Origin of the sequence: Rathayibacter sp. VKM Ac-2857, assembly GCF_013205025.1 — a bacterium.
GTDB lineage: Bacteria > Actinomycetota > Actinomycetes > Actinomycetales > Microbacteriaceae > Rathayibacter.
This window is the reverse complement of the sequence record NZ_JABMLE010000004.1, coordinates 204,079-229,496: the sequence shown is the minus strand read 5'-3', so window position 1 is coordinate 229,496 and position 25,418 is coordinate 204,079. Positions and strand designations below refer to the sequence as shown.

Genomic DNA, 25,418 nt, shown 5'->3' with positions numbered 1-25,418 from the left:
GGGACCTACTTCGTGGACGACCTGCGGGTGCGCCGAGAGCGGCGCGCGGCGCCGCGTCCGACCGCGGCGCCCGCCTTGTCGGCGGTGCGGCCGGCGACCAGGACGGCGCGGACGCCGGCGGTGAACCCGGCGAGCTTGATCAGCGGTCCGCCGATGGTCGCGGCGGTCAGGGCGACGAGCGCGTTCACGTTGCCGGTGACCTCGGCCACGTCCTTCGTGATGGTGTCGACGCGGGCCAGCTGCTGGTTCGCCTCGCGCAGCGTCGACGCCGACTCGTCGAGGATCGGGGTCAGGCCGTCGCTGGCCTGCTTGATCGCCTCGCTCGTGCTGTCGAAGACCCGTCCGAGCTTCCAGAGCGGGATCGCGGCGACGGCCACGAGGATCGCGAACACCCCCGCGGCGATGAGCCCTGCGATGTCTCCACCGGACACGATGACCTCCGTTTCGGCGCCGCCGGATGCGGCACCCCAGCCTACCGACGGCGCGGAGCCGCCCAGGTCCGGCCAGGGCGCCGTCGGCGGACCTCCGGCACGCGGAGGCAGCCCCGGCACGTCGGAGCACCCGGATCCCGCGAGCCGGAGCTCGGATCGCGAGCCGGACGGCCGCGGCTGGAGCGCACCCGCCGCGCGCCGAGCAGGCCCGGGAACGAGGAAAGGCCCCGGCAGGAGCCGGGGCCTTTCGAACGGGGGGTGCGCTGACTAGCGGGCCGCGTAGTACTCGACGACGAGCTGGACTTCGCAGGTCACGGGGACCTCGGCGCGCTTCGGGCGGCGCAGCAGCGTCGCCTGGAGCTTGTCGATCTCGACCTCGAGGTAGCCCGGGGTCTTGGGGAGGACGTCGACGTGTCCGCCGGCGGCCGCGACCTGGAAGGGCTCGGTGCCCTCGGAGCGGGTCTTGACGTGGATGACCTGGCCCGGCTTCACGCGGAAGGAGGGACGGTCGACCGTCTGGCCGTCCACCATGATGTGGCGGTGGGTGACGAACTGGCGAGCCTGCGCCGTGGTGCGGGCGAAGCCCGAGCGCAGGACGAGGGCGTCGAGACGCATCTCGAGGAGCTCGACCAGGTTCTCACCGGTCAGGCCCTGAGTGCGGCGCGCCTCCTGGAAGGCGATGCGCAGCTGCTTCTCGCGGATGCCGTACTGGGCTCGCAGACGCTGCTTCTCCCGCAGGCGGACGGCGTAGTCGGAGTCGGCCTTGCGCTTCGAGCGGCCGTGCTCACCGGGAGCGTAGGGACGCTTCTCGAGGTAACGGGCGGCCTTCGGGGTCAGGGGGATGCCGAGGGCGCGCGAGAGGCGCGTCTTCGAACGGGTACGTGAGGTGGTCGACACTGTGGTCCTTCCAGGGTCTGAGAGGTTCGGTCGCAGTCCTCGTCCGCCGGCTCCGGGAGGAGGGCGGGCGCCGAGGTCGTGTCCCCCCGCGGGTGCGGGAGGCAGGGTGACCGCGGTGGCGGACTGCGCGATTCAGAGGGATGCGCTGCTCCGCTCGGCTACAGAGCGGTGGGCAACCTCGCAAGACTACCAGGCGCGGGAGCCGGCGTCACGCACGGCCGCGGATGATCCGCAGCAGCTTCGCCAGCCGGGCCGACACGTCGCGCTCGTTGCCGTGCTCGGTCGGCGCGTAGTAGCGCGCGCCGCGGAGCTCGTCCGGCAGGTACTGCTGCTCGAGGACGCCGAGCTCGGCGTCGTGCGGGTAGCGGTAGCCCTTGCCGTGGCCGAGCCGCTTGGCGCCCGGGTAGTGCGCGTCGCGCAGGTGCGGCGGCACCCGGCCGGCCTTGCCCGCGCGGACGTCGGCGATCGCCCTGTCGATGGCCGTGTAGGAGGCGTTCGACTTGGGCGCGGTGGCCAGGTGGACGACGGCCTGCGCGAGCGGGATGCGCCCCTCCGGCATGCCGATGAACTGGACGGCGTCGGCCGCGGCGATCGCGACGACGAGCGCCTGCGGGTCGGCCATCCCGATGTCCTCGGAGGCCGAGACGATGATCCGGCGGGCGATGAAGCGCGGGTCCTCCCCCGCCTCGATCATCCGGGCGAGGTAGTGCAGTGCGGCGTCGACGTCCGAGCCGCGGATCGACTTGATGAACGCGCTGATGACGTCGTAGTGCTCGTCGCCGTTGCGGTCGTAGCGCAGCAGCGCGCGGTCGACGGCCCGGGCGACCACCTCGACGGTGATCAGCGGGAGCTCGGGCTCCGCGGCGGCGGCCGGCTCGGCGGTGTCCTCGTCGTCCTCGTCCTCGTCGTCGCCCTCCACCGCGGAGGCCCGCGCGACGCGGTCGGCCTCGCGCTCCTCCGACCTCGCCGAGGTGGCGGCGGCCTCGAGTGCCGTGAGTGCGCGCCGCGCGTCCCCTGAGGCGAGCCGGACGATGCTCGCCCGCGCCTCGTCGTCGAGCCGGACCGAGTCGCGCAGCCCGCGCTCGTCGTGCAGCGCGCGGTCGACGAGCAGCCCCAGGTCGTCGTCGTCGAGCGTGTTCAGCGTGAGCAGCAGGGAGCGCGAGAGCAGCGGGGCGATCACCGAGAACGACGGGTTCTCGGTCGTCGCCGCGATGAGGATGACCCAGCCGTTCTCGACGCCGGGCAGCAGTGCGTCCTGCTGCGCCTTGGTGAAGCGGTGGATCTCGTCGAGGAAGAGGACGGTCGAGGTGCCGTAGAGGTCGCGGGTGGACAGCGCCTCCTCCATCACCTGGCGGACGTCCTTGACGCCGGCCGTCACGGCCGAGAGCTCGACGAAGCGGCGGCCGCTGGAGTGGGCCACGGCCTGCGCGAGCGTCGTCTTGCCGGTGCCGGGCGGGCCCCAGAGGATCACCGAGACCGCGCCGCGCTCACCGGTGGTGTCGGCCGCGAGAGCCACCAGCGGCGAGCCCGGGGTGAGCAGGTGCCGCTGCCCGGCGACCTCCTCCAGGCTGCGGGGACGCATGCGCACGGCGAGCGGGGTCGCCCCGGAGCGGAGTCCGGCCTGCTGCATGGTCATCGCCCCAGCGTAACGACGGCCTCCGACAGTCGCCCCCGGCGCCCGTCCGGCGCCCGGCGCCGCGGTGTCCGGCGAGGGCGCGGCGATTCTCGTAGGCTCGACGCGCTCCGCGCTCGCGCAGAGCCGCGCCGGACGCAGGCGCGACGCACGACGGCGGAGGAACACGTGGCCCAGGGCAGGACGAACGATCGCGAGGCGCGCACCCGGCTGAGGGCCTACCAGGCGCGGCAGAGCCTGCACCGGACCCGCGCGAAGCGCCGAGTCCGCGACAACGTGATCGCAGCCGTCGCGGGCGTCGTCGTGATCGCGCTCGCCGTCGTCGCGCAGCTCCTCTACTTCTCCGGCGGCCCGGGCACCCCCGTCGCCGAGCCGACCTCCTCCGAGAGCGCCACGCCCACTCCCACTCCCGCCGCGACCGGCGAGAACACCGGCGACGTCCCCTCCGCCGACATCGCCGAGGGCCGCGACTGGACCGGCACGATGTCGATCAACAGCGACGAGCTCGGCATCACCCTGGCCGGCGCCGCCGCCCCGCAGGCCGTCTCCTCCTTCATCTCCCTCTCGCAGTCCGGCTTCTACGACGGCGTCTCCTGCCACCGCCTCACCACCGAGGGCCTCTACGTCCTGCAGTGCGGCGACCCGGACGGCGACGGCACCGGCGGCCCCGGCTACAGCTACGGACCGGTCGAGAACGCCCCCGCCGACGGCGTCTACCCCGCGGGCACCATCGCGATGGCCCGTCAGGGCGGCAACGGCTACAGCCAGGGCAGCCAGTTCTTCGTCGTCTACCAGGACACCCAGCTCCCCGAGGACGCCGCGGGCGGCTACACCGTCGTCGGCCAGGTCACCTCGGGGCTGGACGCGCTCGTCGCCGATGTCGTCGCGAAGGGGACGGCGGACGGGTCCGGCGACGGCGCCCCCGCCGAGCCGGTCGCGATCGGCGCGATCTCGCTCCAGTAGGCACCGGAGCGGGTCGCCGTCGAGCGGCGCGGACGACCCGCGGGACCGCGCACGACCGGCGGCGCGGGGAGTGCAATAGGCTTGTCGTCACTGCCCGTTCGCGGCTGAGCGCGGTCGTCGGCCTCCGGCTGTCGAGCACCGAGGCCGAGGGGCGGGACGACAGCGAAAGGCGGCACCCGATGCTGACTCCAGATGGCGACATCGACACCGTGTCCACCCCCGACACCGTGTCCCCCGACGACAGCCCGTCCTCCGCGACGACGGCCGTCCCCGAGAGCGCAGGCGTCCCCGAGGGCGCCGACGCCCCGGCCGAGACCGGCGCTCCCGAGAGCGACGGGGACTCCCCCGAGGCGGTGACCTCCGACGAGGAGGCCGCTCCCGAGGAGTCGGCCACCCCCGAGGAGGCAGCGGCTCCTGAGGACGCGGTCGCTTCGGAGGACGTCTCTGCTTCCGACGACGCAGTGGCTTCCGAGGACGCAGTGGCTTCCGACGACGCAGTGGCTTCCGAGGACGGAGTGGCTTCCGATGACGCGGCTGCTCCCGAGGACGCCGCCGCACCCGTCGCAGCGGCGACTCCCGCGGCACCGACTCCTGGTCCGTCGGCGGCCGGCCGGCAGCCGTGGGGCCGCGTCTCCGACGACGGCACGGTCTTCGTCCGCGTGGGCGACGAGGAGCGCGAGGTGGGCCAGTACCCCGACGCGTCTCCCGAGGAGGCTCTCGCCTACTACGAGCGCAAGTTCACCGAGCTCGCCGGGCAGGTCTCCCTGCTCGAGCAGCGCGCCAAGCGCGGCGCCCCGGCGACGGACGTCTCGCGCGGCGTGCAGACCCTGACGGCCGCCATCTCACAGGCGCACGCCGTCGGCGACCTCGCCTCCCTGCAGGCCCGCGTCAGCGCGCTGAGCGGATCCGTCGAGGACCTCACCGAGCAGCAGGCCGCCGAGTCCAAGGCCGCCCTGGCCGATGCGGTCGCGCACCGCGAGGCGATCGTCGCCGAGGCCGAGGCGCTCGCCGCCGTCGACCCGGCGAAGACGCAGTGGAAGCAGGCCAGCGCCGCGATCGACGACCTGTTCGCCCGCTGGCAGAGCCACCAGCAGCAGGGCCCGCGCCTGCCCAAGAACGACGCGAACGAGCTGTGGCGCCGCTTCCGCGGGGCCCGCACGACGATCGAGCAGAACCGCAAAGCGTTCTTCGCCGACCTCGACTCGGCGCACCGCGAGGCCAAGTCGGCCAAGCAGGCACTGATCGACCAGGCCGAGGCGCTGGTCTCGCGCGGCGCCGAGGCGATCCCGGAGTACCGGGCGCTCCTCGAGCGCTGGCGGGTCGCCGGTCGCGCCGGCAAGCGGTTCGACGACGCCCTCTGGGCGCGCTTCAAGGCCGCCGGCGACGCGATCTACGGCGCGAAGGCCGAGGTCGTCGCCCAGGAGAGCGTCGAGTACACCGAGAACCTCGACCTCAAGCTCGCCCTCCTCGAGGAGGCGGAGCCGCTGCTGCAGGAGCCGGACCGCGAGAAGGCCAAGCGGGTGCTGCTCTCCGTGCAGGAGCGCTGGGACGCGATCGGCCGCGTGCCGCGCGAGCAGGTGCGCACGGTCGAGGACCGCCTCCGCAAGGTCGAGGCGCACGTGCGCAAGCTCGACGAGGAGCACTGGAACCGCAGCAACCCCGAGCGCAAGGCCCGTTCGGAGGGTCTCGCCTCGCAGCTGACCGCCGCGATCCAGAAGCTCCAGGACGAGCTCGACGAGGCGAAGGCCCGCGGCGACCGCGCGGCCATCGCCCAGGCCCAGGAGGCGCTCGACGCCCGCAAGGTGTGGCTGGACGCCCTGGGCTGATCCCGCGACTCCCTGCTGGTCGAGTAGCGCTCAGCGCGTATCGAGACCCGCCGTCGTTCGGTCGTGGATCTCGATACGCCCGCTCCGCGGGCTACTCGATCAACATGGAGGGCCCGCTCCCCTAGCTGCTCTATCAGCAGGAGGCGCGCGCTCGCGCTCCTTGCTGGTCGAGTAGCGTGCAGCGCGTATCGAGACCCGCCGTCGTTCGGTGGTGGATCTCGATACGCCCGCTCCGCGGGCTACTCGATCAACATGGAGGGCCCGCTCCCCTAGCTGCTCTATCAGCAGGAGGCGCGCGCTCGCGCTCCTTGCTGGTCGAGTAGCGCGCAGCGCGTATCGAGACCAGAAGACGCGCGCTCGCGCTCCATGCTGGTCGAGTAGCGCGCAGCGCGTATCGAGACCCGCTGTCTCCAGAAGGGGTGCGTCCGATCGGCAGTGCCGCACGGACTCCCGCAGAAGGGATCCCTCCACAGATCCGCTCAGGGCGTCCTGAGGGCGGGGCGCGTCGGTCAGCATGGGCGGATGACGCGCCTCCCCTCCGTTCTGATCCCGGGTCAGCTGCCGCTCGCGGAGCTGTGCGCCGCCCGGCTCGACGGCGAGGTGGTGGCCCTCGACGAGGGCTTCCTGCTCGCCGATCTGCCGCTCGGTCCCGCTGAGCGGGGCGCTGCGCTCCTCGCGGTCGTCCCGCGCGGGACGGTGGCCGACCGGCTGTCGGCGGCCTGGGTGCACGGCGCGATGCCGGCCGCTCCCCCGGTGCACAGCGCGTCCATCGACCGCCGGAACCGCCTGCACCCGCCGATGCTCGCCCGGGTGCGCTTCCACGAGGTGCGCCTGACGGACGAGGACGTCACGGTGCTCGGCGGCTGCTCCGTCACGACCCCCGAGCGGACCCTGATCGATCTGGCGCGCACCCGGGGCAGCTGCGGGGACGACCTGCTCCGGGCGCTGGCCGCCGCCACCGCCACGCCGCTCGAGCGGGTGCTCGAGCGGCTGGACGGCGGCGCCCCGGTCTCGGGCCGCAGGATCGCCCTGCAGCGCCTGACCGGAGTGCTCGGCGGGGTCAGCCCGCGTTGACCCGGTACACGTCGTACACGGCGTCGATCCGGCGCACCGCGTTCAGCACGCGGTCCAGATGCGTCGTGTCGCCCATCTCGAAGACGAACCGGCTGATCGCCAGGCGGTCGCTGGAGGTCGAGACGGTCGCCGAGAGGATGTTGACGTGATGCTCCGAGAGCACCCGCGTGACGTCGCTGAGCAGCCCCGAGCGGTCCAGCGCCTCCACCTGGATCTGCACCAGGAAGATGCTCTTGGACGACGGCGCCCACTCGACATCGACGATCCGCTCCGGCTCCTTGAGCAGCTCCTGCACGTTGTGGCAGTTCGCCTGGTGCACCGAGACGCCGGCGCCGCGGGTGACGAAGCCGACGATCTGGTCGCCCGGCACCGGGGTGCAGCACTTCGCGAGCTTCACCAGGATGTCCGGCGCGCCCTTGACCAGTACCCCGGACTCGCTGCTGCGGCTGCGCGGCCGCGGGGAGCGCGGCAGCGTCACCTCGTGCTCGTCCGACTCCGGATCGCCCTGGATCGTCGCGACGACCTTCTCCAGCACCGACTGGGTGGAGACGTGGCCCTCGCCGACGGCGGCGTAGAGCGCTTCGACGTCGTTGTAGCGCAGCTGGCTGGCCACCTCGGTGAAGGTGTCCTGGCTCATCAGCTTCTGCAGCGGCAGGTTCTGCTTGCGCATGGCCCGCGCGATGGAGTCCTTGCCCTGCTCGATCGCCTCGTCGCGGCGCTCCTTGGTGAACCACTGGCGGATCTTGTTGCGGGCCCGCGGGCTCTGCACGAAATTGAGCCAGTCCTGGCTCGGGCCGGAGTCGGGGTTCTTCGAGGTGAAGACCTCGACGACGTCGCCGGTGGTCAGCGAGGACTCGAGCGGCACGAGGCGTCCGTTGACCTTCGCCCCCATGGTGCGGTGGCCGACCTCGGTGTGCACGGCGTAGGCGAAGTCGACCGGGGTCGCGCCCGTCGGCAGGCCGATGACGCGCCCCTTGGGCGTGAAGACGTAGACCTCCTTCGCGCCGATCTCGAAGCGGAGGGAGTCGAGGAACTCGTTCGGGTCCGTCGTCTCGGACTGCCAGTCGGAGAGGTGCGCGAGCCAGGCGAGGTCGGTGTCGTTCGAGCCGGAGGCGACCTTGCCCGTCGCCATCTGCTCCTTGTACTTCCAGTGCGCCGCGATGCCGAACTCGGCGTGCTGGTGCATCTCGTTGGTGCGGATCTGGATCTCGACCGCTCGGCCCTTGGGGCCGATCACCGTGGTGTGCAGCGACTGGTACAGGTTGAACTTGGGGGTCGCGATGTAGTCCTTGAAGCGGCCGGGCATCGGGCTCCAGCGCGCGTGGATCGAGCCGAGCACGGCGTAGCAGTCGCGCACCGAGTTCACCAGGACGCGGATGCCGACCAGGTCGTAGATCTCGTCGAAGTCGCGGCCGCGGACGACCATCTTCTGGTAGATCGAGTAGTACTGCTTGGGCCGGCCGACGACGCGGCCGCGGATCTTGCCCGCCCGCAGGTCCTCGCCGATGAGGTCGATGATGCTCTGGACGAACTCCTCGCGCTGCGGGGTCCGCACCTTCACGAGGCTCTCGATCTCGTTGTAGATCTTGGGGTAGAGCACGGCGAAGGACAGGTCCTCGAGCTCCCACTTGATCGCCTGGATGCCGAGGCGGTTGGCCAGCGGCGCGTAGATCTCGAGGGTCTCGGTCGCCTTGCGGGCCGCGGACTCGGCGGGGACGAAGCCCCAGGTGCGCGCATTGTGGAGGCGGTCGGCGAGCTTGATGATGAGCACCCGGATGTCCTTGGACATCGCCACGATCATCTTGCGCACGGTCTCGGCCTGCGCGCTGTCGCCGTACTTGACCTTGTCGAGCTTGGTGACGCCGTCCACCAGCATCGCGACCTCGTCGCCGAAGTCGGCGCGGAGCTCGTCGAGCTTGTAGTCGGTGTCCTCCACCGTGTCGTGCAGCAGAGCGGCGGCGATGGTCTTCGAGCCGATGCCGAGGTCGGCGAGGATCTGCGCGACGGCCAGCGGGTGCGTGATGTACGGCTCGCCGCTGCGGCGCTTCTGGTTCGCGTGCGCGCGCTCGGCGACCGAGTAGGCCCGCTCGATCAGCGCGATGTCGCTCTTGGGGTGGTGCGTGCGCACCGTCCGCACGAGCGTGTCGACGGCGCCGGAGGGCTGCGCGCGCGAGAAGATCCGCGGGACCAGTCTGCGCAGGGCAGCGGTCGAGGACGTGGTCGTGGTGTCGCTCACGCGGAGATCTCCATCGCCTCATTATCGTCCGTCGCGGGAGTGCCGGTGACCGGTCCGCCGGGAGCGGACAGGCCCGCGCTCAGTCGATCCGGCCGGGGCGCCCCTCGTCGTCCACGACGTCGCCGCCGGCGGCCGCCCACGCGGTCATGCCGGCCTCGATGTTCGCCGTCTCGTAGCCGGCTCCGTCGAGTGCCTGGACGACCATGGCCGAGCGGACTCCCGAGTGGCAGACGACGAGGATCGCGGCATCCCGAGGGAGCTCGTCCTGCCGCTCGCCGATGCTGCCCATCGGGATGTGGTGGGCCGCCGGAGCGTGCCCGAGCGCCCACTCGTGCGGCTCGCGCACGTCGAGCAGCCAGACCTCGTCGCGCTCGACGAGGCCGACCGCGTCCGCGGCGCTGACCTGCGCGTAGTCGGCCACGATCAGCCCTGGACGACCGGGGCCACGGCGCGCTCGCGAGCCGAGACGACCCGCTTGTCGTGCTTGCCGATCTCGGCCTCGCCGCTGCGCAGCTGGGCGTAGAGCGGCGCCGCGACGAAGATCGTCGAGTAGGTGCCGACGATGATGCCGATCAGCAGGGCGAGCGAGATGTCGCGGAGCGTGCCGGCGCCGAGGACGAAGGCGCCGATCACGAGGATCGCGGCGACCGGCAGGGCCGCGACGATCGAGGTGTTGATCGAGCGGACCAGCGTCTGGTTCTCGGCGAGGTTCACCGTCTCGGAGAAGGTCCTCGTCGTGCTGCCGAGCGCCTCCGCCGTGTTCTCGCGGATCTTGTCGAAGACCACGACCGTGTCGTACAGCGAGTAGCCGAGGATCGTGAGCAGTCCGATGACCGCCGCCGGTGAGACCTCGGTCCCGGTGATCCCGTAGACGCCGGCCACGATCACGAGGTCGTGCAGGAGCGCGACGATGGCGGCGAGCGACATCTTCCAGGTCCGGAAGTAGGCCCACATCGCCAGGGCCGCGAGGATCACGAAGATGATCAGGCCGCGGACGGCCTGCTGCGTGACGTCCGAGCCCCAGGCGGCGCCGATGAAGGACGAGGCGACCTGGTCCGTCGGGACGGAGTAGGCCTCGGAGAGCGCGTTGCGGACCTGCGTCGACTCGTCGGTCGACAGCTGGCTGGTCTGCACCCGGATCGAGTCGTCGCCGACGATCGAGACGCGCGGGACGGCGTCGGGCGAGACCGAGGTGACGGCGTCCGTCGCCGCGGTCTGGTCGAGGGTGTCCGGCGCGGTGACCGTGAACTCCGAGCCGCCGGTGAACTCGATGCTGAAGTTGAAGCCGCCGCGGGCCGCCGTGCCGAGCACGGTCAGCAGGATGATCGCGATCGAGATGAGGTACCAGGTGCGCCGGCGGCCGACGAAGTCGACCGAGCGCTTGCCGGTGTAGAGGTCGTTTCCGAACTGCGAGAAGCTGGCCATCACGCGTCCTTCCCGTTCGAGTCGTTCGAGGAGCTGCGCGCGGCGGCCGCCTCGGCGGCCTTGCGCTCGGCGATGGTCTGGCGGCGGGCGGCCTCGCGTGCCGCGGACGAGCCCTTGCCGGCCGTGCCCTTGCCCGCGAGGACCGCGTCCTGCGGGCGGAACGCCGCCCGGCCGCGGTACACCGCTCCGAGTGCGCGCGGATCCAGCCCGGAGGCCTTGTGGCCCTCCGAGAAGAACTTGGTCGTCGCCAGCAGCTGCAGCATCGGGTGGGTGAAGAGGATCACCACCACGAGGTCGATCAGCGTCGTGATGCCGAGCGTCAGCGCGAAGCCGCGGACGCTGCCGACCGCGAGGGCGAAGAGCACGACGGCGGCGAGCAGGTTCACCATGTCGGAGGCGAAGATCGTCCGCAGCGCGCGCCGCCAGCCGGCCTCGACCGAGGACTCCAGCCCGCGGCCGTCGCGCAGCTCGTCGCGGATCCGCTCGAAGTAGACGATGAACGAGTCGGCCGTGATGCCGATGGCCACGATCAGACCCGCGACTCCCGCGAGCGAGAGGCGGAGTCCCTCCCGCCAGGAGAGCAACGTGACCACGAGGTAGGTGACGATCGCCGCCACCATCAGCGAGGCGATGGTCACCGCACCGAGCACGCGGTACTGCGCGACCGAGTAGACGACGACGAGGATGAGGCCGATGAGGCCCGCGAGCAGTCCGCTGGCGAGCTGGGTCGAGCCGAGCGTCGCGGAGATGCTGTCCGAGCTCTGCACCTGGAAGCCGATCGGCAGTGCGCCGTACTTCAGCTGGTCGGCGAGGGTCTTCGACGACTCCTGGGTGAAGGAGCCGGAGATCTGCGCGTTCCCGTCGGTGATCGCGGCGTTGGTGGAGGGCGCCGAGATGACGCGGCCGTCGAGGACGATCGCGAACTGGTTCTGCGCGCCCTGCAGCCCGATGAGGCGCGAGGTGACGTCGCCGAAGGCCTGGGTGCCCTGGTCGTCGAAGGAGAGGTTGACGGCCCAGGTGCCCGTGCTGGCGCCGGAGGACGTCGTCATCAGGCCGTTCGAGGCGTCGGAGATGTCCTCACCGGTGATCTCGACCGGGCCGAGGATGTACTTGACCGTCTCGCTGTCGTCGCAGGTGATCAGGGGCTGATCGGCCGGCGCGAGGTTCGGGTCCTGGTCGTTGAGGAACGCGCAGTCGAACGAAGTGTACTGCGCCTCGAGCGCCGGCGTGATGTAGGCGAGGTCGCTCGCGCTGGTCGGCGCGGCCGTCGGCTCGGTGGCGAGCGACGGGTCGACCGGGGTCGGCGTGGGCGAGGAGGTGGAGTCGCCGCCGACCGAGCTGGTGGTCGCCTGGCTGGCGACGAGCACCGGGCGGAAGTCGAGCTTCGCCGACGCCTCGATGCGCTGCAGCGTCGCGTCGTCCGGCGTGCCCGGGATCGAGACGACGATGTTGCTCGAGCCCTGGGTCGTGATCTCGGACTCGGAGACGCCCGCGGCGTCGATCCGCTGGCGGATGATCGAGACGGCCTGCGTCAGCTGCTCGGACGAGACGGTCTGGCCGTCCGAGAGCTGGGGCTGCAGCACGATCTGGGTGCCGCCCTCGAGGTCGAGCGCGAGCTTCGGCGTCCAGGAGCCGCCTCCGAAGATGACGGCGGCGGCGTTGAGGCCGACGAGCGCGAGGATCAGGACGCCGAGCCAGCTCAGCGAGCGCCTGGCCTTCCGGACGGGGGTTGATGCGGCCACCCAGGGCTCACCTTCTTCTTCGGTCGGCGCCGGCTCTCCGGCCGACGCTGGCTCTGCGGTCGACGTCGATCCTCGCGCAGGCGCCGATCCCGAGGGTGGCGCCGGTCGTCCGATCGACGGTCTTCGATCCGGGGCGCACCCCGGACGTGGAAGGGCGGGCGGGATGCCGATGCACCCTGCCCGCCCTGGAGACTACTGCGCGTCGGGCCTGCGGTCGCGCTCGACCGGGTCGACCAGCGGGTCGGACGTGTGCGCGGCGTCGCGCTCGCCGAACGCGGGCGACTCGACGGCCGCCACGGTCTCGGTCTCGTCCTCGTCGGCGACGACCGCGTTCTCGGCCGGGTCGATGAGGCGGGCGATCGCCTGGCGGTGGATCGTCAGGAGCGTGCCGGGCGTCGACTCGATGATGATCTTGTTCTCGTCGTCGTCGATCGAGACGACGGTGCCGAACAGGCCGGAGCCGGTCATCAGCTCGACACCGGGGACCAGCCCGGTCTTCATCTTCTCCGCCTCGCGCTGCCGCTTCTTGTTGTTGCGGAACATGAAGATGATCATCACGGCGAGAAGCAGGACGAGCAGGATGATCGTCGGATCCATGGGTGAGCCTTCCGGAGTTGAGGGTGATCCGCCGTCAGCCCATGCTCTCGTGAGCAGAGTGGCTGGCGCTGGCGGATCGAGCGGCCCGTCGGGCCTTGAAGATTATAGGTCATCTCCGAACAGGGGCCGCTGGGAGGCCGAGGCGGCTCCCCCGCGCGGATCCACGCCGAAGTGGCGGTAGGCGGCCGGCGTCGCGACGCGCCCTCGGGGCGTGCGGGTGAGCAGCCCGATCCGGACGAGGAACGGCTCGACGACCGCCTCGACCGTCTCCGCCTCCTCGCCGACCGAGACCGCGAGCGTGTTGAGGCCGACCGGCCCGCCGTCGAAGCGGGTGAGCACGATGTCCATCACGGCGCGGTCGAGGCGGTCGAGGCCGAGCTCATCCACGTCGTAGAGGTCGAGCGCCGCGCGCACGGCGGTGACGTCGGCGCGGCCGCCGTGCACGAGCGCGAAGTCGCGGACCCGGCGCAGCAGGCGGTTCGCGATGCGCGGAGTGCCCCGGCAGCGGCCGGCGATCTCGGCGACCGCCTCGCCGTCGATGTCGAGGTCGAGCAGGCGCGCGGCGCGGGTGAGCACCTGGCGCAGCTCGTCCTCGGCGTAGAACTCGAGGTGGGCGGTGAAGCCGAACCGGTCGCGCAGCGGATTCGGCAGGAGACCCGAGCGGGTCGTCGCGCCGACGAGGGTGAACGGCGCGAGATCCAGGGGGACGGAGGTCGCGCCGGCGCCCTTGCCGACCATGATGTCGATCCGGAAGTCCTCCATCGCGAGGTAGAGCATCTCCTCCGCCGAGCGCGCCATGCGGTGGATCTCGTCGATGAAGAGGATCTCGCCGGGCAGCAGCGAGGAGAGCACGGCAGCGAGATCCCCGGCGTGCTGGATCGCGGGACCGCTGGACATCCGCAGCGGCGAGGAGCTCTCCTCCGCCACGATCATCGCCAGGGTGGTCTTGCCGAGGCCGGGCGGGCCGGCCAGCAGGATGTGGTCGGGCGTGCGGCCCTGCATCGCCGCCGCCTTGAGCAGCAGCTCGAGCTGGCCGCGGACCTTGCGCTGGCCGACGAACTCGCCGAGGTTCTTCGGGCGCAGGGCTCCCTCGAAGGCGATCTCGGCCTCGGAGGCGACCTCCGGGCCCATCACGTCGTCGCCGCTCACGAGCGGGCCGCCGGACCGAGCCGCGCCAGGGCGAGGCGGAGCAGCGACTGCACGCTCGCGGCGTCGGACGCCTGGGCGTCGAGCAGGATCTCGTCGACGACCTCGGCGGCGACGCGCTCGGGCCAGCCGAGGCCGACGAGCGCCGAGAGCACGCTCTGCGCGGCGGTCGCACCCGGACCGGAGCCGCGGGCGGCGCGCGGGCGGACGGCGAGCTTGCCCGCGAGCGACAGGATGATGAGCTTCGCGGTCTTGGGACCGATGCCGGAGACCTTGCGGAACACGGCGTCGTCCTCGTCGGCGACCGCCTGGGCGATGCGCTCGGGCTCGACCGCGCCGAGGACGCCAAGCGCGGACTTGGGGCCGACGCCGGTGACGCCGATCAGCAGCTCGAAGATCTCGAGCTGCTCCTCGTCCGGGAAGCCGTAGAGGGTCAGCGAGTCCTCGCGCACGATCAGCGTCGTGGTGAGCACGGTCTCGTCGCCGACCCGCAGCTCGAGGGCGTGCTGCGGCGTGACGTTGACCGCGTAGCCGACGCCGTGGACGTCGACGACAGCGAGGCTCCCGCGGGCGGAGAGGACGGTGCCGCGGAGGGAGGAGATCACCGCGTCAGTCTAGAGGCTCGAACAGGCGTTCGAGTGGAGGCCTCCGCGGCGCGCCAGGCGCGCTGGGCCGCCGTCTCCCCCTCGGCTGCGGCGGGGCCCGCGGCGATCGGTCCGCGCCAGGCGTGGCAGACGGCGAGGGCCAGAGCATCGGCCGCGTCGGCCGGCTTCGGCGGGGCGTCGAGCCGGAGGATGCGCTGGATCATCGTGGTGACCTGGCGCTTGTCCGCCGCTCCGTAGCCGGTGACCGCGGCCTTCACCTCGCTGGGCGTGTGCATGCCGACCGGAAGGCCGCGCCGGGCGGCCGAGACGAGGGCGACCCCGCTGATCTGGGCGATGCCCATCACGGTGCGCACGTTGTTCTGCGCGAAGACGCGCTCGATCGCGACGGCGTCGGGCCGGTGCTCGTCGAGCAGGGCCTCGATGCCGTCGGCGAGCGCGAGGAGACGGCTCTCGAGCGGTGACTCCGGCGGGGTGCGCAGCACGCTGACGTGCACGAGCGTCGCGCGGCGGTCGCGCCCGACATCGACGATGCCGACGCCGCACCGGGTGAGCCCCGGGTCGATCCCGAGGACGCGCATCAGCGCGCCCGCCGGGGACGAGCCGGGGTCACCGGGTCACTCCTCGTCGTTCTCGAGCTCGGCCCGGACCTCGGGCGTGATGTCGAGGTTGGTGTAGACGTTCTGCACGTCGTCCGAGTCCTCGAGCGCGTCGATGAGGCGGAAGACCTTGCGCGCCGTCTCAGCGTCGGCCTCGACCTGGAGCGAGGCGACGAACTCGACGTCGGCGGCGTCGTAGTCGATGCCGGCCTCCTGGAGCGCCGTGCGCGCCGGGACCAGCTCGGCGGCCTCGGTGCGGACCTCGAAGGACTCGCCGTGGTCGATGACGTCGTCGACGCCGAAGTCGAGGACCGCGCCGAGCACGTCGTCCTCGGTGACGCCGTCGCCGTGCGGGACGGTGATGACGCCCTTGCGCGCGAAGTTGTAGGCGACGCTGCCCGGGTCGGCCATGGTGCCGCCGTTGCGGGTCATCGCGGTGCGGACGTCCGCGGCGGCGCGGTTCTTGTTGTCGGTGAGGCACTCGACGAGCAGCGCGATGCCGTTCGGGCCGTAGGCCTCGTACATGATCGTCGTGTAGTCGATGACCTCGCCGGTGAGGCCCGCGCCGCGCTTGATCGCGCGGTCGATGTTGTCGTTCGGGACCGAGGTCTTCTTCGCCTTCTGCACGGCGTCGACGAGCGTCGGGTTGCCGGACATGTCGGCGCCGCCGATCTTGGCGGCCACCTCGATGTTCTTGATCAGCTTGGCGAAGGACTTCGCGCGACGCGAGTCCTTGATCGCCTTCTGGTGCTTGGTCGTGGCCCACTTGGAATGCCCGGACACGGTGCTCCCTCGGAAATCTCGATTCGTGCGACTCCCGCGGGCGCCGCTGATGGCTGGTCCAGTGTAATCGAGCGCCGGACGGGGCGGCCCGAGCCGCGCCCGTGGGCGGGGTGGCGCGGTGCTCCTCGTCGTGGGCGCCGTCCGCCGGGAGAGCGGACGGACTGCACGGATTCAGCCATACGGGCGTCCGCCGCCAGGAATGACCATCTGCAGATGGGTCTGCGGAAGGGTTGCCGCGGGGCGGACCAGGCTGCCGCGCAGCCGAGACGAGAACGAGGACCGCGATGACCAACGACGCGCAGAAGGACGACACGACCGGACAGGGCGGGGCTCGTCCGCCGGAGATCGGGCGCCGATCGGCGCTCGCGGTCGCCTGGACGGTCCCGGTGATCGCGGGCGCGGCGGCTGCTCCGGCCGCCTCCGCCTCGACGCCGCCGAAGGAGGACGGCACGTTCCTCGGCGTCTGGCTCGTCGCAGACGGCTTGGAGTCCCCACGTGCCTTCCGCATCGAGGTGTACCTCAACGGCACCGGGAGCCCGGGGGGCCCGTCGTCCTCCCGCAGGACGCGGTGGTGCGCGTCAGGTCCACGGGCCAGGACGTCGCCGTCTGGGCGGACGGGATCGTTCCCGAGGGTCCGCGGGCCGGCTCGATCACCATCCCCGCTGGTGTCTACGGGACCGTGACGGGGTACACGATCCGCGACAGGAGCATGGTGGTCAGCGCCCCCTACCCGGGGCCGGACACGGTGTGCGAGCTCGCCGCCGAGCCACGGGGACGATACGCGGTGGAGGCGAACGTGACACGCGGGCCCACCTACCGAGGTCCCGACCCGTACGCGGTCGGCATCTTCGGCCGCCCGTCCGCGGTGACCGTCCTCGAGTTCTGAGGGGTGCCCGCGCCGCAGACGACGGCCTCCGACTCGATGGGCGGGGGCGGTCTGCTCGATGGGCGGCGGCGGTCTGCGCCGGATCGAGCCATCTCGGACCGTTCCCCGCCAGGGATTCCGCACTCACCACGCCTGGTCGAGAGGGTGGCCGACGAGCCGGGTGGCATCCGCCGTCCGATCGACGCGAACGAGAACGAGGACACCGATGACAGCTGATCAGAGACACCCGCACGCCGGCGATCTCCGTCCGTCCGAGCCGGCGGGAGTCGCGCGGCGGACCGCTGTCGCGGCCGCCTGGACGACCCCGGTGGTCGCCGCCGCGGTCGCCGCGCCCGGGGCCTCGGCGTCACCCGCGCCGGTGATCACCTCCACCTTCGTCGGGGTGAAGGTCACGTCGTACATCGTCGGCACCTTCGGCGTCACCGCCTACATCAACATGATCGGAGCACCCGGGTCGAGCATCCAGCTGGAGGAGGAGACGTGGGTGGACATCGTGACCGACCAGGACGTCTCGAGTTGGGACAGCGGGCTCACCGCGATCGGCCCCCGGGCCGCCCGCCTGGTCGTCCCCGTCGGTCCCTACCGCGTGAACCGGACCTACACGGTCGGCAGCCGGAGCGTCTCGGTCTCCTTCAATCAGACCTACACGTCCGAGTTCAGTGCGGAGCCGAAAGGCAGGTTCACGGTCACGGCCACCGTGACCCGCGGTCCCGTCTACCTCGGGCCCGACCCCGGCGCCTTCCAGCAGTTCGGAGCGACGACCGCGACGGCGACGGTGCCGAACTGACGACGCTACTTCAGCAGGCGGGAGAGGACGCGGTCGGCCAGCGGCTTGCCGCCGGTCTGGCAGGTGGGGCAGTACTGCAGCGTCGAGTCGGAGTAGATCACCTGGCGGATCGTGTCGCCGCAGACCGGGCAGGCCTCGCCGGTGCGGCCGTGGACGCGCATCCCGAGCTTCTTCTCGCGCTTGAGGTCCGCGGCGTGCAGGCCCTCGGCCCGGCCGAGCGCCTCCTCGAGGGTGTAGCGCAGCGCGGAGTACAGGCGGTCGAGCTCGTCGGGCGTGAGCGAGGCCGGCTTGAACGGCGACATCTTCGCGACGTGCAGGATCTCGTCGGAGTAGGCGTTGCCGATGCCCGCGATCCGGGACTGGTCGCGGAGGACGCCCTTGAGCTGGGCGCGGCCCGCGGTGGCCAGGATCGCGCCGAGGATCTCGCGGGTGAACTCGGGGTCGAGCGGGTCCGGCCCGAGCCGCTCGACGCCCGGCACGTCCCGCGGGTCTCTCACGATCGAGATCGCCAGGCTCTTCTTCGTGCCGGCCTCGGTGATGTCGAAGCCCGAGCCGTCGTCGAGGATCAGGCGCGCGGCGAGCGGGCCGCGACCCGGCTTCACCGGGGCCGTCGGCCGCTCGGGGCGCCAGCGCACCCAGCCCGCGCGAGCCAGATGCAGCAGCACGTGCACGTCGCCGACCGCGAGGTCGAGGAACTTCCCGTGCCGGCTCACCCCGTGCACCGTCTCCCCCGCGAGCGAGGACGGCGGGATCGCGACGGTCTTGAGCGCGGAGATCGCGAAGACGTCCAGGCGCTCGAGCACGCGGCCGCCGAGGCGCTCGTCCAGGTCGCGCGCGAGCGCGTGCACTTCGGGGAGTTCGGGCATGCCCCTACTGTGCCGCGCCGAAGCGGGTGGCCGCGACCTTGCGCAGGAACAGCTCGTGGAAGCGGTAGTCGCCGGTGATCTCCGGGTGGAACGCCGTGCCGAGCAGGGAGCCCTGCTCGACGGCGACGACCCGGCCGTCGGCCAGGGTGGCGAGGGCGCGGGCCTGCTCCCCCAGCGCCTCGACGACCGGCGCGCGGATGAAGACCGCGTGCATCGGCGGGTCGCCGATCTCGGCGATGTCGAGGTCGGTCTCGAAGGAGTCGAGCTGGTTGCCGAAGGCGTTCCGGCGGACGGTCACGTCCAGGCCGCCGAAGCTGCTCTGGCCGTCGATGCGGTCGAGCACGCGGTCGGCCAGCATGATCAGCCCGGCGCAGGTGCCGTAGACGGGGAGGCCCGCGGCGATCGCGTCCTTCACCGGCTCGGCGAGGCCGAACAGCCGGGAGAGCTTGTCCATCACCGTGGACTCGCCGCCGGGGATCACGAGGCCCGCGACGGAGGCGAGCTCGGACTCGCGGCGCACCAGCACCACCTCGGCGCCGAGCTCGCGCAGCACGTGCGCGTGCTCGCGGAAGTCACCCTGCAGGGCGAGGACGCCGACACGGAGCCCCTCCAGGGACTCCCGCGTCTCGCCCTCGCCCGCGACGGGCGCGCTCTCGCTACCAGCCACGCTCGGAGAGGCGGTGCGGCGCGGGCACGTCGGCCACGTTGATGCCGACCATCGCCTCGCCGAGGCCGCGGGACGCCTCCGCGACGACCTTCGCGTCGTCGAAGAACGTCGTCGCCTTGACGATCGCGGCGGCGCGCTTCGCGGGCTCGCCCGACTTGAAGACGCCGGAGCCGACGAACACGCCATCGGCGCCGAGCTGCATCATCAGCGCGGCATCGGCGGGGGTCGCGACACCGCCGGCGGTGAAGAGCACGACCGGGAGCTTGCCGGTCTGCGCGATCTCGGCGACCAGCTCGTAGGGCGCCTGCAGCTCCTTCGCGGCGACGTAGAGCTCGTCCTTCGTCAGCGACTTCAAGCGGTTCACCTCGGCCGAGATGGTGCGGATGTGCTTGGTCGCCTCGGAGACGTCGCCGGTGCCGGCCTCGCCCTTCGAGCGGATCATCGCGGCGCCCTCGGTGATGCGGCGCAGGGCCTCACCCAGGTTGGTGGCACCGCAGACGAAGGGGACGGTGAACTTCCACTTGTCGATGTGGTTCACGTAGTCGGCGGGCGAGAGGACCTCGGACTCGTCGATGTAGTCGACGCCGAGCTCCTGGAGGATCTGCGCCTCGACGAAGTGGCCGATGCGGGCCTTGGCCATCACGGGGATGGAGACGGCGGCGACGATCCCGTCGATGAGGTCGGGGTCGCTCATCCGCGCGACGCCGCCCTGCGAGCGGATGTCGGCCGGGACGCGCTCGAGCGCCATCACGGCGACGGCTCCGGCGTCCTCGGCGATGCGCGCCTGCTCCGCGTTGACGACGTCCATGATGACGCCGCCCTTGAGCATCTCGGCGAGCCCGCGCTTGACGCGGCTCGAGCCGAACTGCTCCGAGGCGGAGGAGGACGTGGGGGTGGTGTCGGTCATGTTCGCGAGTCCTGTTCTGTGCGGCGACTTCCGCCGACGGCAGCGTCCAGTCTACGAGACGAGGGCGGGCGGCATCGGCGCTGGACAAGGCGGGCGGGACGGGTCTCGAGACGCGGCTGCGAGGCTGCTCGAGCAGCATGAGGCGGGCCAGGGGCGGTCCATGCTGATCGAGTAGCCCGCGCAGCGGGCGTATCGAGATCCACCGGCACCAGGACTGGAGTCTGCAGACTCGGCCTGCTGACGACGGCGGGTCTCGATACGCCCCTGCGGGCTACTCGACCAACAGAGGCAGGCGCCGTGCGGCTGCTCGACAGGACGGGCGGCCGTTGCGCGGCTGCTCACTGCGGCTGCTCGACCGGCGGGGGGGGGGGGGGCGCGGCGGGCTAGGGGCGGGGCCAGGCGGCCGCGAGGCTGGCGCGGACGTCGCCGAGGAGCTGGGGCAGGGCCTTGGTGCGGGCGATGATCGGGAAGAAGTTGGCGTCGGTCGCCCAGCGCGGCACCACGTGCTGGTGCAGGTGGGCGGCGATGCCCGCGCCGGCGACGGCGCCCTGGTTCATGCCGAGGTTGAAGCCGTCGTTGCTCGAGACCTCGCGGATCACGCGCATGGCCGTCTGGGTGAGCGCGCCGATCTCGGCCACTTCCTCGGGAGTGGCCTCGTCGTAGAGCGGGATGTGCCGGTACGGGCAGATCAGGAGGTGGCCGGAGTTGTACGGGAAGAGGTTCAGCAGGACGAACGCGTGCTCGCCGCGCGCGACGATCAGCGCCTCCTCGTCGCTCAGCGTCGGGGCGACGCAGAACGGGCAGTCGTCGTCGCCCGGCTGGCCCTTCTGGATGTACACCATCCGGTGCGGGGTCCACAGGCGCTGGAACTCGTCGGGCACGCCGGCAAGGTGCGCCGAGGACTCGGCGCCCTCGGGGACGGCGTCGTCGAACGGCTCCCCCACCGCTAGACCTGGGCCTTGGTCGCGATGGCCTCGCGGATCCGGGCGACGGCGTCGGCGACGGGGATGCCGTTCTCCTGGGTGCCGTCGCGGAAGCGGAAGCTGACCGCTCCGGCGTCGCGGTCCTTCTCGCCGACGATCAGCTGGAACGGGACCTTCTGCAGGGTCGCGTTGCGGATCTTCTTCTGCATCCGGTCGCTGGAGTAGTCGATCTCGGCGCGGACGCCGGCCTTCTTCAGCTGACCGACGACGTCCTCGAGGTAGGGCAGGTACTCGTCGGCGATCGGGATGCCGACGACCTGCACCGGCGAGAGCCAGACCGGGAACGCTCCGGCGTAGTGCTCGGTGAGGATGGCGAAGAAGCGCTCGATCGAGCCGAACAGGGCGCGGTGGATCATCACCGGGCGCTTCTTCGAGCCGTCGGAGGCGGTGTACTCGAGCTCGAAGCGCTCGGGCTGGTTGAAGTCGAGCTGGATCGTCGACATCTGCCAGGTGCGGCCGATGGCGTCGCGGGCCTGGACCGAGATCTTCGGGCCGTAGAATGCGGCTCCGCCCGGGTCGGGGACCAGCTCGAGGCCGGACTCGACGGCGACGGCGCGCAGCGACTCGATCGCCGACTCCCACTGCTCGGGGTCGCCGACGAACTTCGGGTTGCCCTCCTCGTTGGTGGAGAGCTCGAGGTAGAAGTCGTCCAGGCCGTAGTCGCGCAGCACCTGGAGCACGAACTCGAGGTTGCGGGTCAGCTCGGCCGACACGTCCTCCTGCGTGACGTAGATGTGCGCGTCGTCCTGGGTGAGTCCGCGCACGCGGGTGAGGCCCTGCAGGGTGCCGCTCTTCTCGTAGCGGTAGACGGTGCCGAACTCGGCCAGGCGCAGCGGCAGCTCGCGGTAGCTGCGCCCGCGCGAGCGGAAGATCAGGTTGTGGAACGGGCAGTTCATGGGCTTGAGGTAGTAGTCCTGGCCCTGGCGGGTGACGGTGCCGTCCTCGTCCTGCAGCTCGTCGAGGTGCATCGGGGGGAACATGCCCTCCGCGTACCACTGCAGGTGGCCGCTGGTCATGAAGAGGTCGCCCTTGGTGATGTGCGGCGTGTAGACGAGCTCGTAGTCGTGGGCGAGCAGCTGCTCGCGCATGTACTGCTCGATCTCGTAGCGGATGATGCCGCCCTTGGGGTGGAAGACCGCGAGGCCCGAGCCGATCTCGTCCGGGAAGGAGAAGAGGTCGAGCTCGTGGCCGAGCTTGCGGTGGTCGCGGCGGGCGGCCTCCTCGAGGCGGGCCTGGTGCGCGCGCAGCTCGTCCTTGGTCGGCCAGGCGGTGCCGTAGACGCGCTGCAGCTGCGGGTTCTTCTCCGAGCCGCGCCAGTAGGCCGCGGCGTTGCGGGTCAGCGCGTAGCCGTTGCCGATCATCCGGGTGTTGGGCAGGTGCGGGCCGCGGCAGAGGTCCTTCCAGACCGTCTCGCCGGTGCGCGGGTCGACGTTGTCGTAGATGGTCAGCTCGGCGCCGCCGACCTCGACCGACTCGCCGTCGGCGCCCGCGCCCTTGAGGCCGATCAGCTCGAGCTTGTACGGCTCGGCGGCGAGCTCGGCACGCGCCTCGTCCTCGGTGACGACGCGGCGGACGAAGCGCTGACCCTGGCGGATGATGCGGTCCATCGCCTTCTCGAGCGCCTTCATCGCCTCGGGCGTGAAGGGCTCGGTCACGTCGAAGTCGTAGTAGAAGCCGTCGGTGACGGGCGGGCCGATGCCGAGCTTCGCGTCCGGGTTGCTCTGCTGGACGGCCTGCGCGAGCACGTGCGCCGCGGAGTGGCGGAGGATGCTCAGGCCGTCGGGCGAGGAGATCAGGACCGGCTCGATCCGGTCGCCGGGGACGACGTCGGCGGCCAGGTCCTTCAGCTCGCCGTTGACGCGGATCGCCACGACCGCCCGGTCGCTGAAGTGCGTGAACCCGGTGCCGGCCTCCTCTACGACGGAGGTGCCGGCGGCGGGACCGGACGGTTCGGGGACGTTCGACGATGCGTTCGACACGCGCGGGTGCTCCTCTGGGGCTGGGGTGACCCCTCGACTTTAGTCGTCGGGTACGACCCCCGCGGGACGCGGGACGCGGCCCGGGAGGTGACCTCCCGGACCGCGCAGGGACCCTGACGCTCCGTCTCGATTCCTGGCGATCGGGGGCTTCGGGGTTCCCTCGACGCCGACGCGCGACCCGATCGCGCGCTCGACACCGAGACGATTCTAGAAGGACGCGCGGAGGGCGTCAGCGACGCCGTCGAGGATGTTACGGCCGACTTCACCCCTGAACTGGGGTCAGCTTCCCGGTTGTCACGAGGGCTATGTTCAGCTGAGAACCACCCGACCACCGGGACCGGCTCCGCACGAACCCTGTCGTGCACCGCCGCCCCGACGCGAGGTCCCGCCTCGACCGATCTGCTCATCCTGGGAGCACGACGATCACAGCGGTGCCGACGTGGCGACGAAGCAGCGCGGCCCCGAAACCGCGCTCGCCTCCGAGCCCGCCCTGCAGTACCCCCTTCCCCTGTAAACCCGAAATGCAGGTTGATCCCCTTGTATGCACCACTGGTGCGCGCTCTTTCCGGCGCGCCCTCACGGCTCCATCCCTCCTCGATCCGCTGTCGCCGCCCCCCGGCGACCCGGCATACGAGCGGTGGTGAGAGCAGGAGACGCCGGTGACCGCCGTCTCCACCGCGGCCCGGTCCCTCCAGCGTGATCCGCGCGCCCTCGTCCTCGTTCCGGCACCGCCGGCCGAGGCTTCGAGCTGGCGCCGCCGCTTCTCGCGCAGGGTCCTGGCCGCGGACGTCCTGATCGTCCTCGGCGCCGTCGCACTGGCCGCCGTGCTGCGCTCGGCCGCCGATCCCCGCTCCGCCGGGGCTCACTCCGCCGACCTCGTCGTCGCCGCCGTCCTCGGCGCGCTCTGGGTCTCCTCCGTCCTGCTCGCCCAGCGGCGCCTCGCGCACCGCATCGGAGCGGGAGCGGACGAGTTCCGCCGCCTGCTCTCGGCGACGATCGCGACCTTCGGGCTCGCCTCCGTCGCCTCCGTACTCACCCACGTCGACCTGCCCCGGCTGCACGTGCTGGTCGCCCTCCCCGTCGGACTCGGCGGGATGCTGGCGGCGCACGCCCTCAGCCGCGGGCACCTCGCCCGGGAGCGCCGAGCCGGTCGCGCCCTGTCGCGGGTGATCGTCGTGGGCGGCGTCCCCGACGTGACGCACATCGTCACGCAGATCGACCGCCGGCGCGGCCGCGTGGAGTACGACGTCGTCGGCGTCGCGCTCTCGACCGACGGCGCCGAGCGCGGTCGCACCGCCGATCCGCGCCGCTCGATCACCGTGCGCGGCCGCTCCATCCCGGTCGTCGGAGCGATCGACACGATCGCCCAGGCGGTCGTCGAGCAGCGCGCCGACGCGGTCGTCGTGGCCGGTCAGGTGGACGGCGGCGACGCCTACCTCCGCCGGCTCTGCTGGGCGCTCGAGCCGTTCGCGGTCGAGCTGGTGCTCGCACCGGGGCTCAGCAGCGTCGCCGGCCCGCGCATCCACTGGCGTCCGGTGGACGGTCTGCCGCTGATGCGGGTGGAGCCGCCGCGCTACTCCGGGCCGCGGCACGCGCTCAAGCGGGTGCTCGATGTGAGCGTCTCCGCCCTGGCGCTGCTGGTGCTCTCGCCGCTGCTGGCCGTGCTCGCGGTGATGATCCGCCGCGACAGCACCGGTCCCGCGCTGTTCCGGCAGCAGCGGGTCGGTCGCGCCGGGCAGCTCTTCACCATGCTGAAGTTCCGCTCGATGAGCACCGACGCGGAGTCGCGGCTGGCGGAGCTGAGTGCGGCGAACGAGGGCTCCGGCCTGCTGTTCAAGCTGCGCGACGATCCGCGGGTGACCCCGCTCGGCCGCGTGCTGCGGCGGTACTCGCTGGACGAGCTGCCGCAGTTCTGGAACGTGCTGCGCGGCAGCATGAGCCTGGTCGGCCCGCGCCCGCCGCTGCTGAGCGAGGTGGAGCGCTACGACGACGTCGTCAACCGCCGCCTCTACATCAAACCCGGCATCACCGGGCTCTGGCAGACCGGCGGCCGCTCCGAGCTCGACTGGGAGGACGGGATCCGACTCGACCTCTACTACGTCGAGAACTGGTCGCTGGCCGGTGACCTGCTCATCCTCTGGCGGACCCTACGCGTGATGCTGCGCCCGGTCGGCGCGTACTGACGCACCGGCGCTCCTCTCCCTCCTCTCTCCTCCCCTCCGGCGCTCTCCCCGCCGTCCCCTCCCCCGGCGTGCACTGACGCGCCGTCCCCTCCCCCCGGCGCGCCCTGACGCGCCGTCCCCTCTCGTCCGCGCGCTCCTTCTCCCTGGTCGGAGAGCCCGGTCCCCTCGGCGTGCCCGCACGCCGCCCTCCTCACCCGAAGGAACCC

At 71.8% G+C, this 25,418-nt stretch carries 23 protein-coding genes; 6 read left to right on the top strand and 17 right to left on the bottom strand.

The window, feature by feature from the left end; translation table 11 throughout:
* Positions 1-5 precede the first annotated feature (5 nt).
* The 3 genes from HQQ86_RS17955 to HQQ86_RS17945 all read right to left on the bottom strand — a co-directional run bounded on the left by HQQ86_RS17955 (position 6) and on the right by HQQ86_RS17945 (position 2,964).
* Positions 6-431: a DUF948 domain-containing protein gene (locus HQQ86_RS17955; protein ID WP_173289680.1), complete on the bottom strand. Its 426-nt coding sequence runs from the start codon at positions 429-431 to the stop codon at positions 6-8.
* Between the two features lie 267 nt (positions 432-698).
* Positions 699-1,328 (bottom strand): 30S ribosomal protein S4, encoded by a 630-nt coding sequence (gene rpsD, locus HQQ86_RS17950; protein WP_123446206.1) that lies wholly within the window; start codon positions 1,326-1,328, stop codon positions 699-701.
* 208 nt (positions 1,329-1,536) lie between these two features.
* Positions 1,537-2,964: a replication-associated recombination protein A gene (locus HQQ86_RS17945; protein WP_173289678.1), complete on the bottom strand. Its 1,428-nt coding sequence runs from the start codon at positions 2,962-2,964 to the stop codon at positions 1,537-1,539.
* Positions 2,965-3,129: 165 nt separating this feature from the next.
* Here HQQ86_RS17945 and HQQ86_RS17940 point away from each other — a divergent pair, with 165 nt between their 5' ends.
* The 3 genes from HQQ86_RS17940 to HQQ86_RS17930 all read left to right on the top strand — a co-directional run bounded on the left by HQQ86_RS17940 (position 3,130) and on the right by HQQ86_RS17930 (position 6,824).
* Positions 3,130-3,924 (top strand): peptidylprolyl isomerase, encoded by a 795-nt coding sequence (locus tag HQQ86_RS17940; protein WP_173289676.1) that lies wholly within the window; start codon positions 3,130-3,132, stop codon positions 3,922-3,924.
* A 179-nt stretch (positions 3,925-4,103) separates the two neighbouring features.
* Positions 4,104-5,750: a DUF349 domain-containing protein gene (locus HQQ86_RS17935; protein ID WP_367948719.1), complete on the top strand. Its 1,647-nt coding sequence runs from the start codon at positions 4,104-4,106 to the stop codon at positions 5,748-5,750.
* Positions 5,751-6,272: 522 nt separating this feature from the next.
* Positions 6,273-6,824, top strand: a complete 552-nt coding sequence (locus tag HQQ86_RS17930) for a type IV toxin-antitoxin system AbiEi family antitoxin (RefSeq protein WP_173289674.1) — start codon at positions 6,273-6,275, stop codon at positions 6,822-6,824.
* Here HQQ86_RS17930 and HQQ86_RS17925 read toward each other — a convergent pair.
* The 9 genes from HQQ86_RS17925 to HQQ86_RS17885 form a co-directional block, all read right to left on the bottom strand.
* Entirely contained in the window at positions 6,811-9,060 is a 2,250-nt protein-coding gene (locus tag HQQ86_RS17925; protein ID WP_123446201.1) for a bifunctional (p)ppGpp synthetase/guanosine-3',5'-bis(diphosphate) 3'-pyrophosphohydrolase, read from the bottom strand. The genes HQQ86_RS17930 and HQQ86_RS17925 overlap by 14 nt on opposite strands.
* 79 nt (positions 9,061-9,139) lie before the next feature.
* A complete protein-coding gene (locus HQQ86_RS17920; RefSeq protein ID WP_173289672.1) occupies positions 9,140-9,481 on the bottom strand; it encodes a rhodanese-like domain-containing protein in 342 nt (113 codons plus the stop codon).
* A 2-nt stretch (positions 9,482-9,483) separates the two neighbouring features.
* Complete coding sequence (gene secF / locus HQQ86_RS17915) at positions 9,484-10,485, bottom strand: protein translocase subunit SecF (protein ID WP_173289670.1); 1,002 nt, start codon at positions 10,483-10,485, stop codon at positions 9,484-9,486.
* Complete coding sequence (gene secD / locus HQQ86_RS17910; RefSeq protein WP_173289669.1) at positions 10,485-12,227, bottom strand: protein translocase subunit SecD; 1,743 nt, start codon at positions 12,225-12,227, stop codon at positions 10,485-10,487. The genes secF and secD overlap by 1 nt, the downstream gene beginning before the upstream one ends.
* A gap of 192 nt (positions 12,228-12,419) precedes the next feature.
* Positions 12,420-12,824 (bottom strand): preprotein translocase subunit YajC, encoded by a 405-nt coding sequence (yajC, locus tag HQQ86_RS17905; protein ID WP_173289667.1) that lies wholly within the window; start codon positions 12,822-12,824, stop codon positions 12,420-12,422.
* Between the two features lie 102 nt (positions 12,825-12,926).
* Positions 12,927-13,955, bottom strand: coding sequence for a Holliday junction branch migration DNA helicase RuvB (gene ruvB, locus HQQ86_RS17900; RefSeq protein WP_123446196.1), 1,029 nt, complete (start codon positions 13,953-13,955; stop codon positions 12,927-12,929).
* A 14-nt stretch (positions 13,956-13,969) separates the two neighbouring features.
* Complete coding sequence (gene ruvA, locus HQQ86_RS17895) at positions 13,970-14,575, bottom strand: Holliday junction branch migration protein RuvA (protein ID WP_123704431.1); 606 nt, start codon at positions 14,573-14,575, stop codon at positions 13,970-13,972.
* The gene (gene ruvC / locus HQQ86_RS17890) at positions 14,572-15,153 is read right to left on the bottom strand and encodes a crossover junction endodeoxyribonuclease RuvC (protein ID WP_173289665.1); all 582 of its coding nucleotides are present in this window, start codon (positions 15,151-15,153) and stop codon (positions 14,572-14,574) included. The genes ruvA and ruvC overlap by 4 nt, the downstream gene beginning before the upstream one ends.
* A 36-nt stretch (positions 15,154-15,189) precedes the next feature.
* The gene (locus HQQ86_RS17885; protein WP_123446193.1) at positions 15,190-15,954 is read right to left on the bottom strand and encodes a YebC/PmpR family DNA-binding transcriptional regulator; all 765 of its coding nucleotides are present in this window, start codon (positions 15,952-15,954) and stop codon (positions 15,190-15,192) included.
* A gap of 571 nt (positions 15,955-16,525) precedes the next feature.
* Between HQQ86_RS17885 and HQQ86_RS17880 the strand changes: the two genes are divergently transcribed.
* Positions 16,526-16,840: a hypothetical protein gene (locus HQQ86_RS17880; RefSeq protein ID WP_173289663.1), complete on the top strand. Its 315-nt coding sequence runs from the start codon at positions 16,526-16,528 to the stop codon at positions 16,838-16,840.
* 205 nt (positions 16,841-17,045) lie between these two features.
* Positions 17,046-17,627 (top strand): hypothetical protein, encoded by a 582-nt coding sequence (locus HQQ86_RS17875; protein ID WP_173289661.1) that lies wholly within the window; start codon positions 17,046-17,048, stop codon positions 17,625-17,627.
* Positions 17,628-17,632: 5 nt separating this feature from the next.
* Here the strand turns inward: HQQ86_RS17875 and HQQ86_RS17870 are convergent, their stop codons facing one another.
* The 5 genes from HQQ86_RS17870 to thrS form a co-directional block, all read right to left on the bottom strand.
* Positions 17,633-18,493: an Fpg/Nei family DNA glycosylase gene (locus HQQ86_RS17870; protein ID WP_173289659.1), complete on the bottom strand. Its 861-nt coding sequence runs from the start codon at positions 18,491-18,493 to the stop codon at positions 17,633-17,635.
* Positions 18,494-18,497: 4 nt separating this feature from the next.
* Positions 18,498-19,106 (bottom strand): pyridoxal 5'-phosphate synthase glutaminase subunit PdxT, encoded by a 609-nt coding sequence (gene pdxT, locus HQQ86_RS17865; RefSeq protein ID WP_216845686.1) that lies wholly within the window; start codon positions 19,104-19,106, stop codon positions 18,498-18,500.
* Between the two features lie 43 nt (positions 19,107-19,149).
* Positions 19,150-20,067 (bottom strand): pyridoxal 5'-phosphate synthase lyase subunit PdxS, encoded by a 918-nt coding sequence (gene pdxS / locus HQQ86_RS21020; RefSeq protein ID WP_123446185.1) that lies wholly within the window; start codon positions 20,065-20,067, stop codon positions 19,150-19,152.
* 383 nt (positions 20,068-20,450) lie between these two features.
* Positions 20,451-21,011 (bottom strand): HIT domain-containing protein, encoded by a 561-nt coding sequence (locus HQQ86_RS17860; RefSeq protein WP_173289655.1) that lies wholly within the window; start codon positions 21,009-21,011, stop codon positions 20,451-20,453.
* A gap of 2 nt (positions 21,012-21,013) precedes the next feature.
* Positions 21,014-22,921 (bottom strand): threonine--tRNA ligase, encoded by a 1,908-nt coding sequence (gene thrS / locus HQQ86_RS17855; protein ID WP_367948748.1) that lies wholly within the window; start codon positions 22,919-22,921, stop codon positions 21,014-21,016.
* 767 nt (positions 22,922-23,688) lie between these two features.
* Between thrS and HQQ86_RS17850 the strand changes: the two genes are divergently transcribed.
* The gene (locus HQQ86_RS17850; protein ID WP_173289651.1) at positions 23,689-25,212 is read left to right on the top strand and encodes a sugar transferase; all 1,524 of its coding nucleotides are present in this window, start codon (positions 23,689-23,691) and stop codon (positions 25,210-25,212) included.
* Positions 25,213-25,418 lie beyond the last annotated feature (206 nt).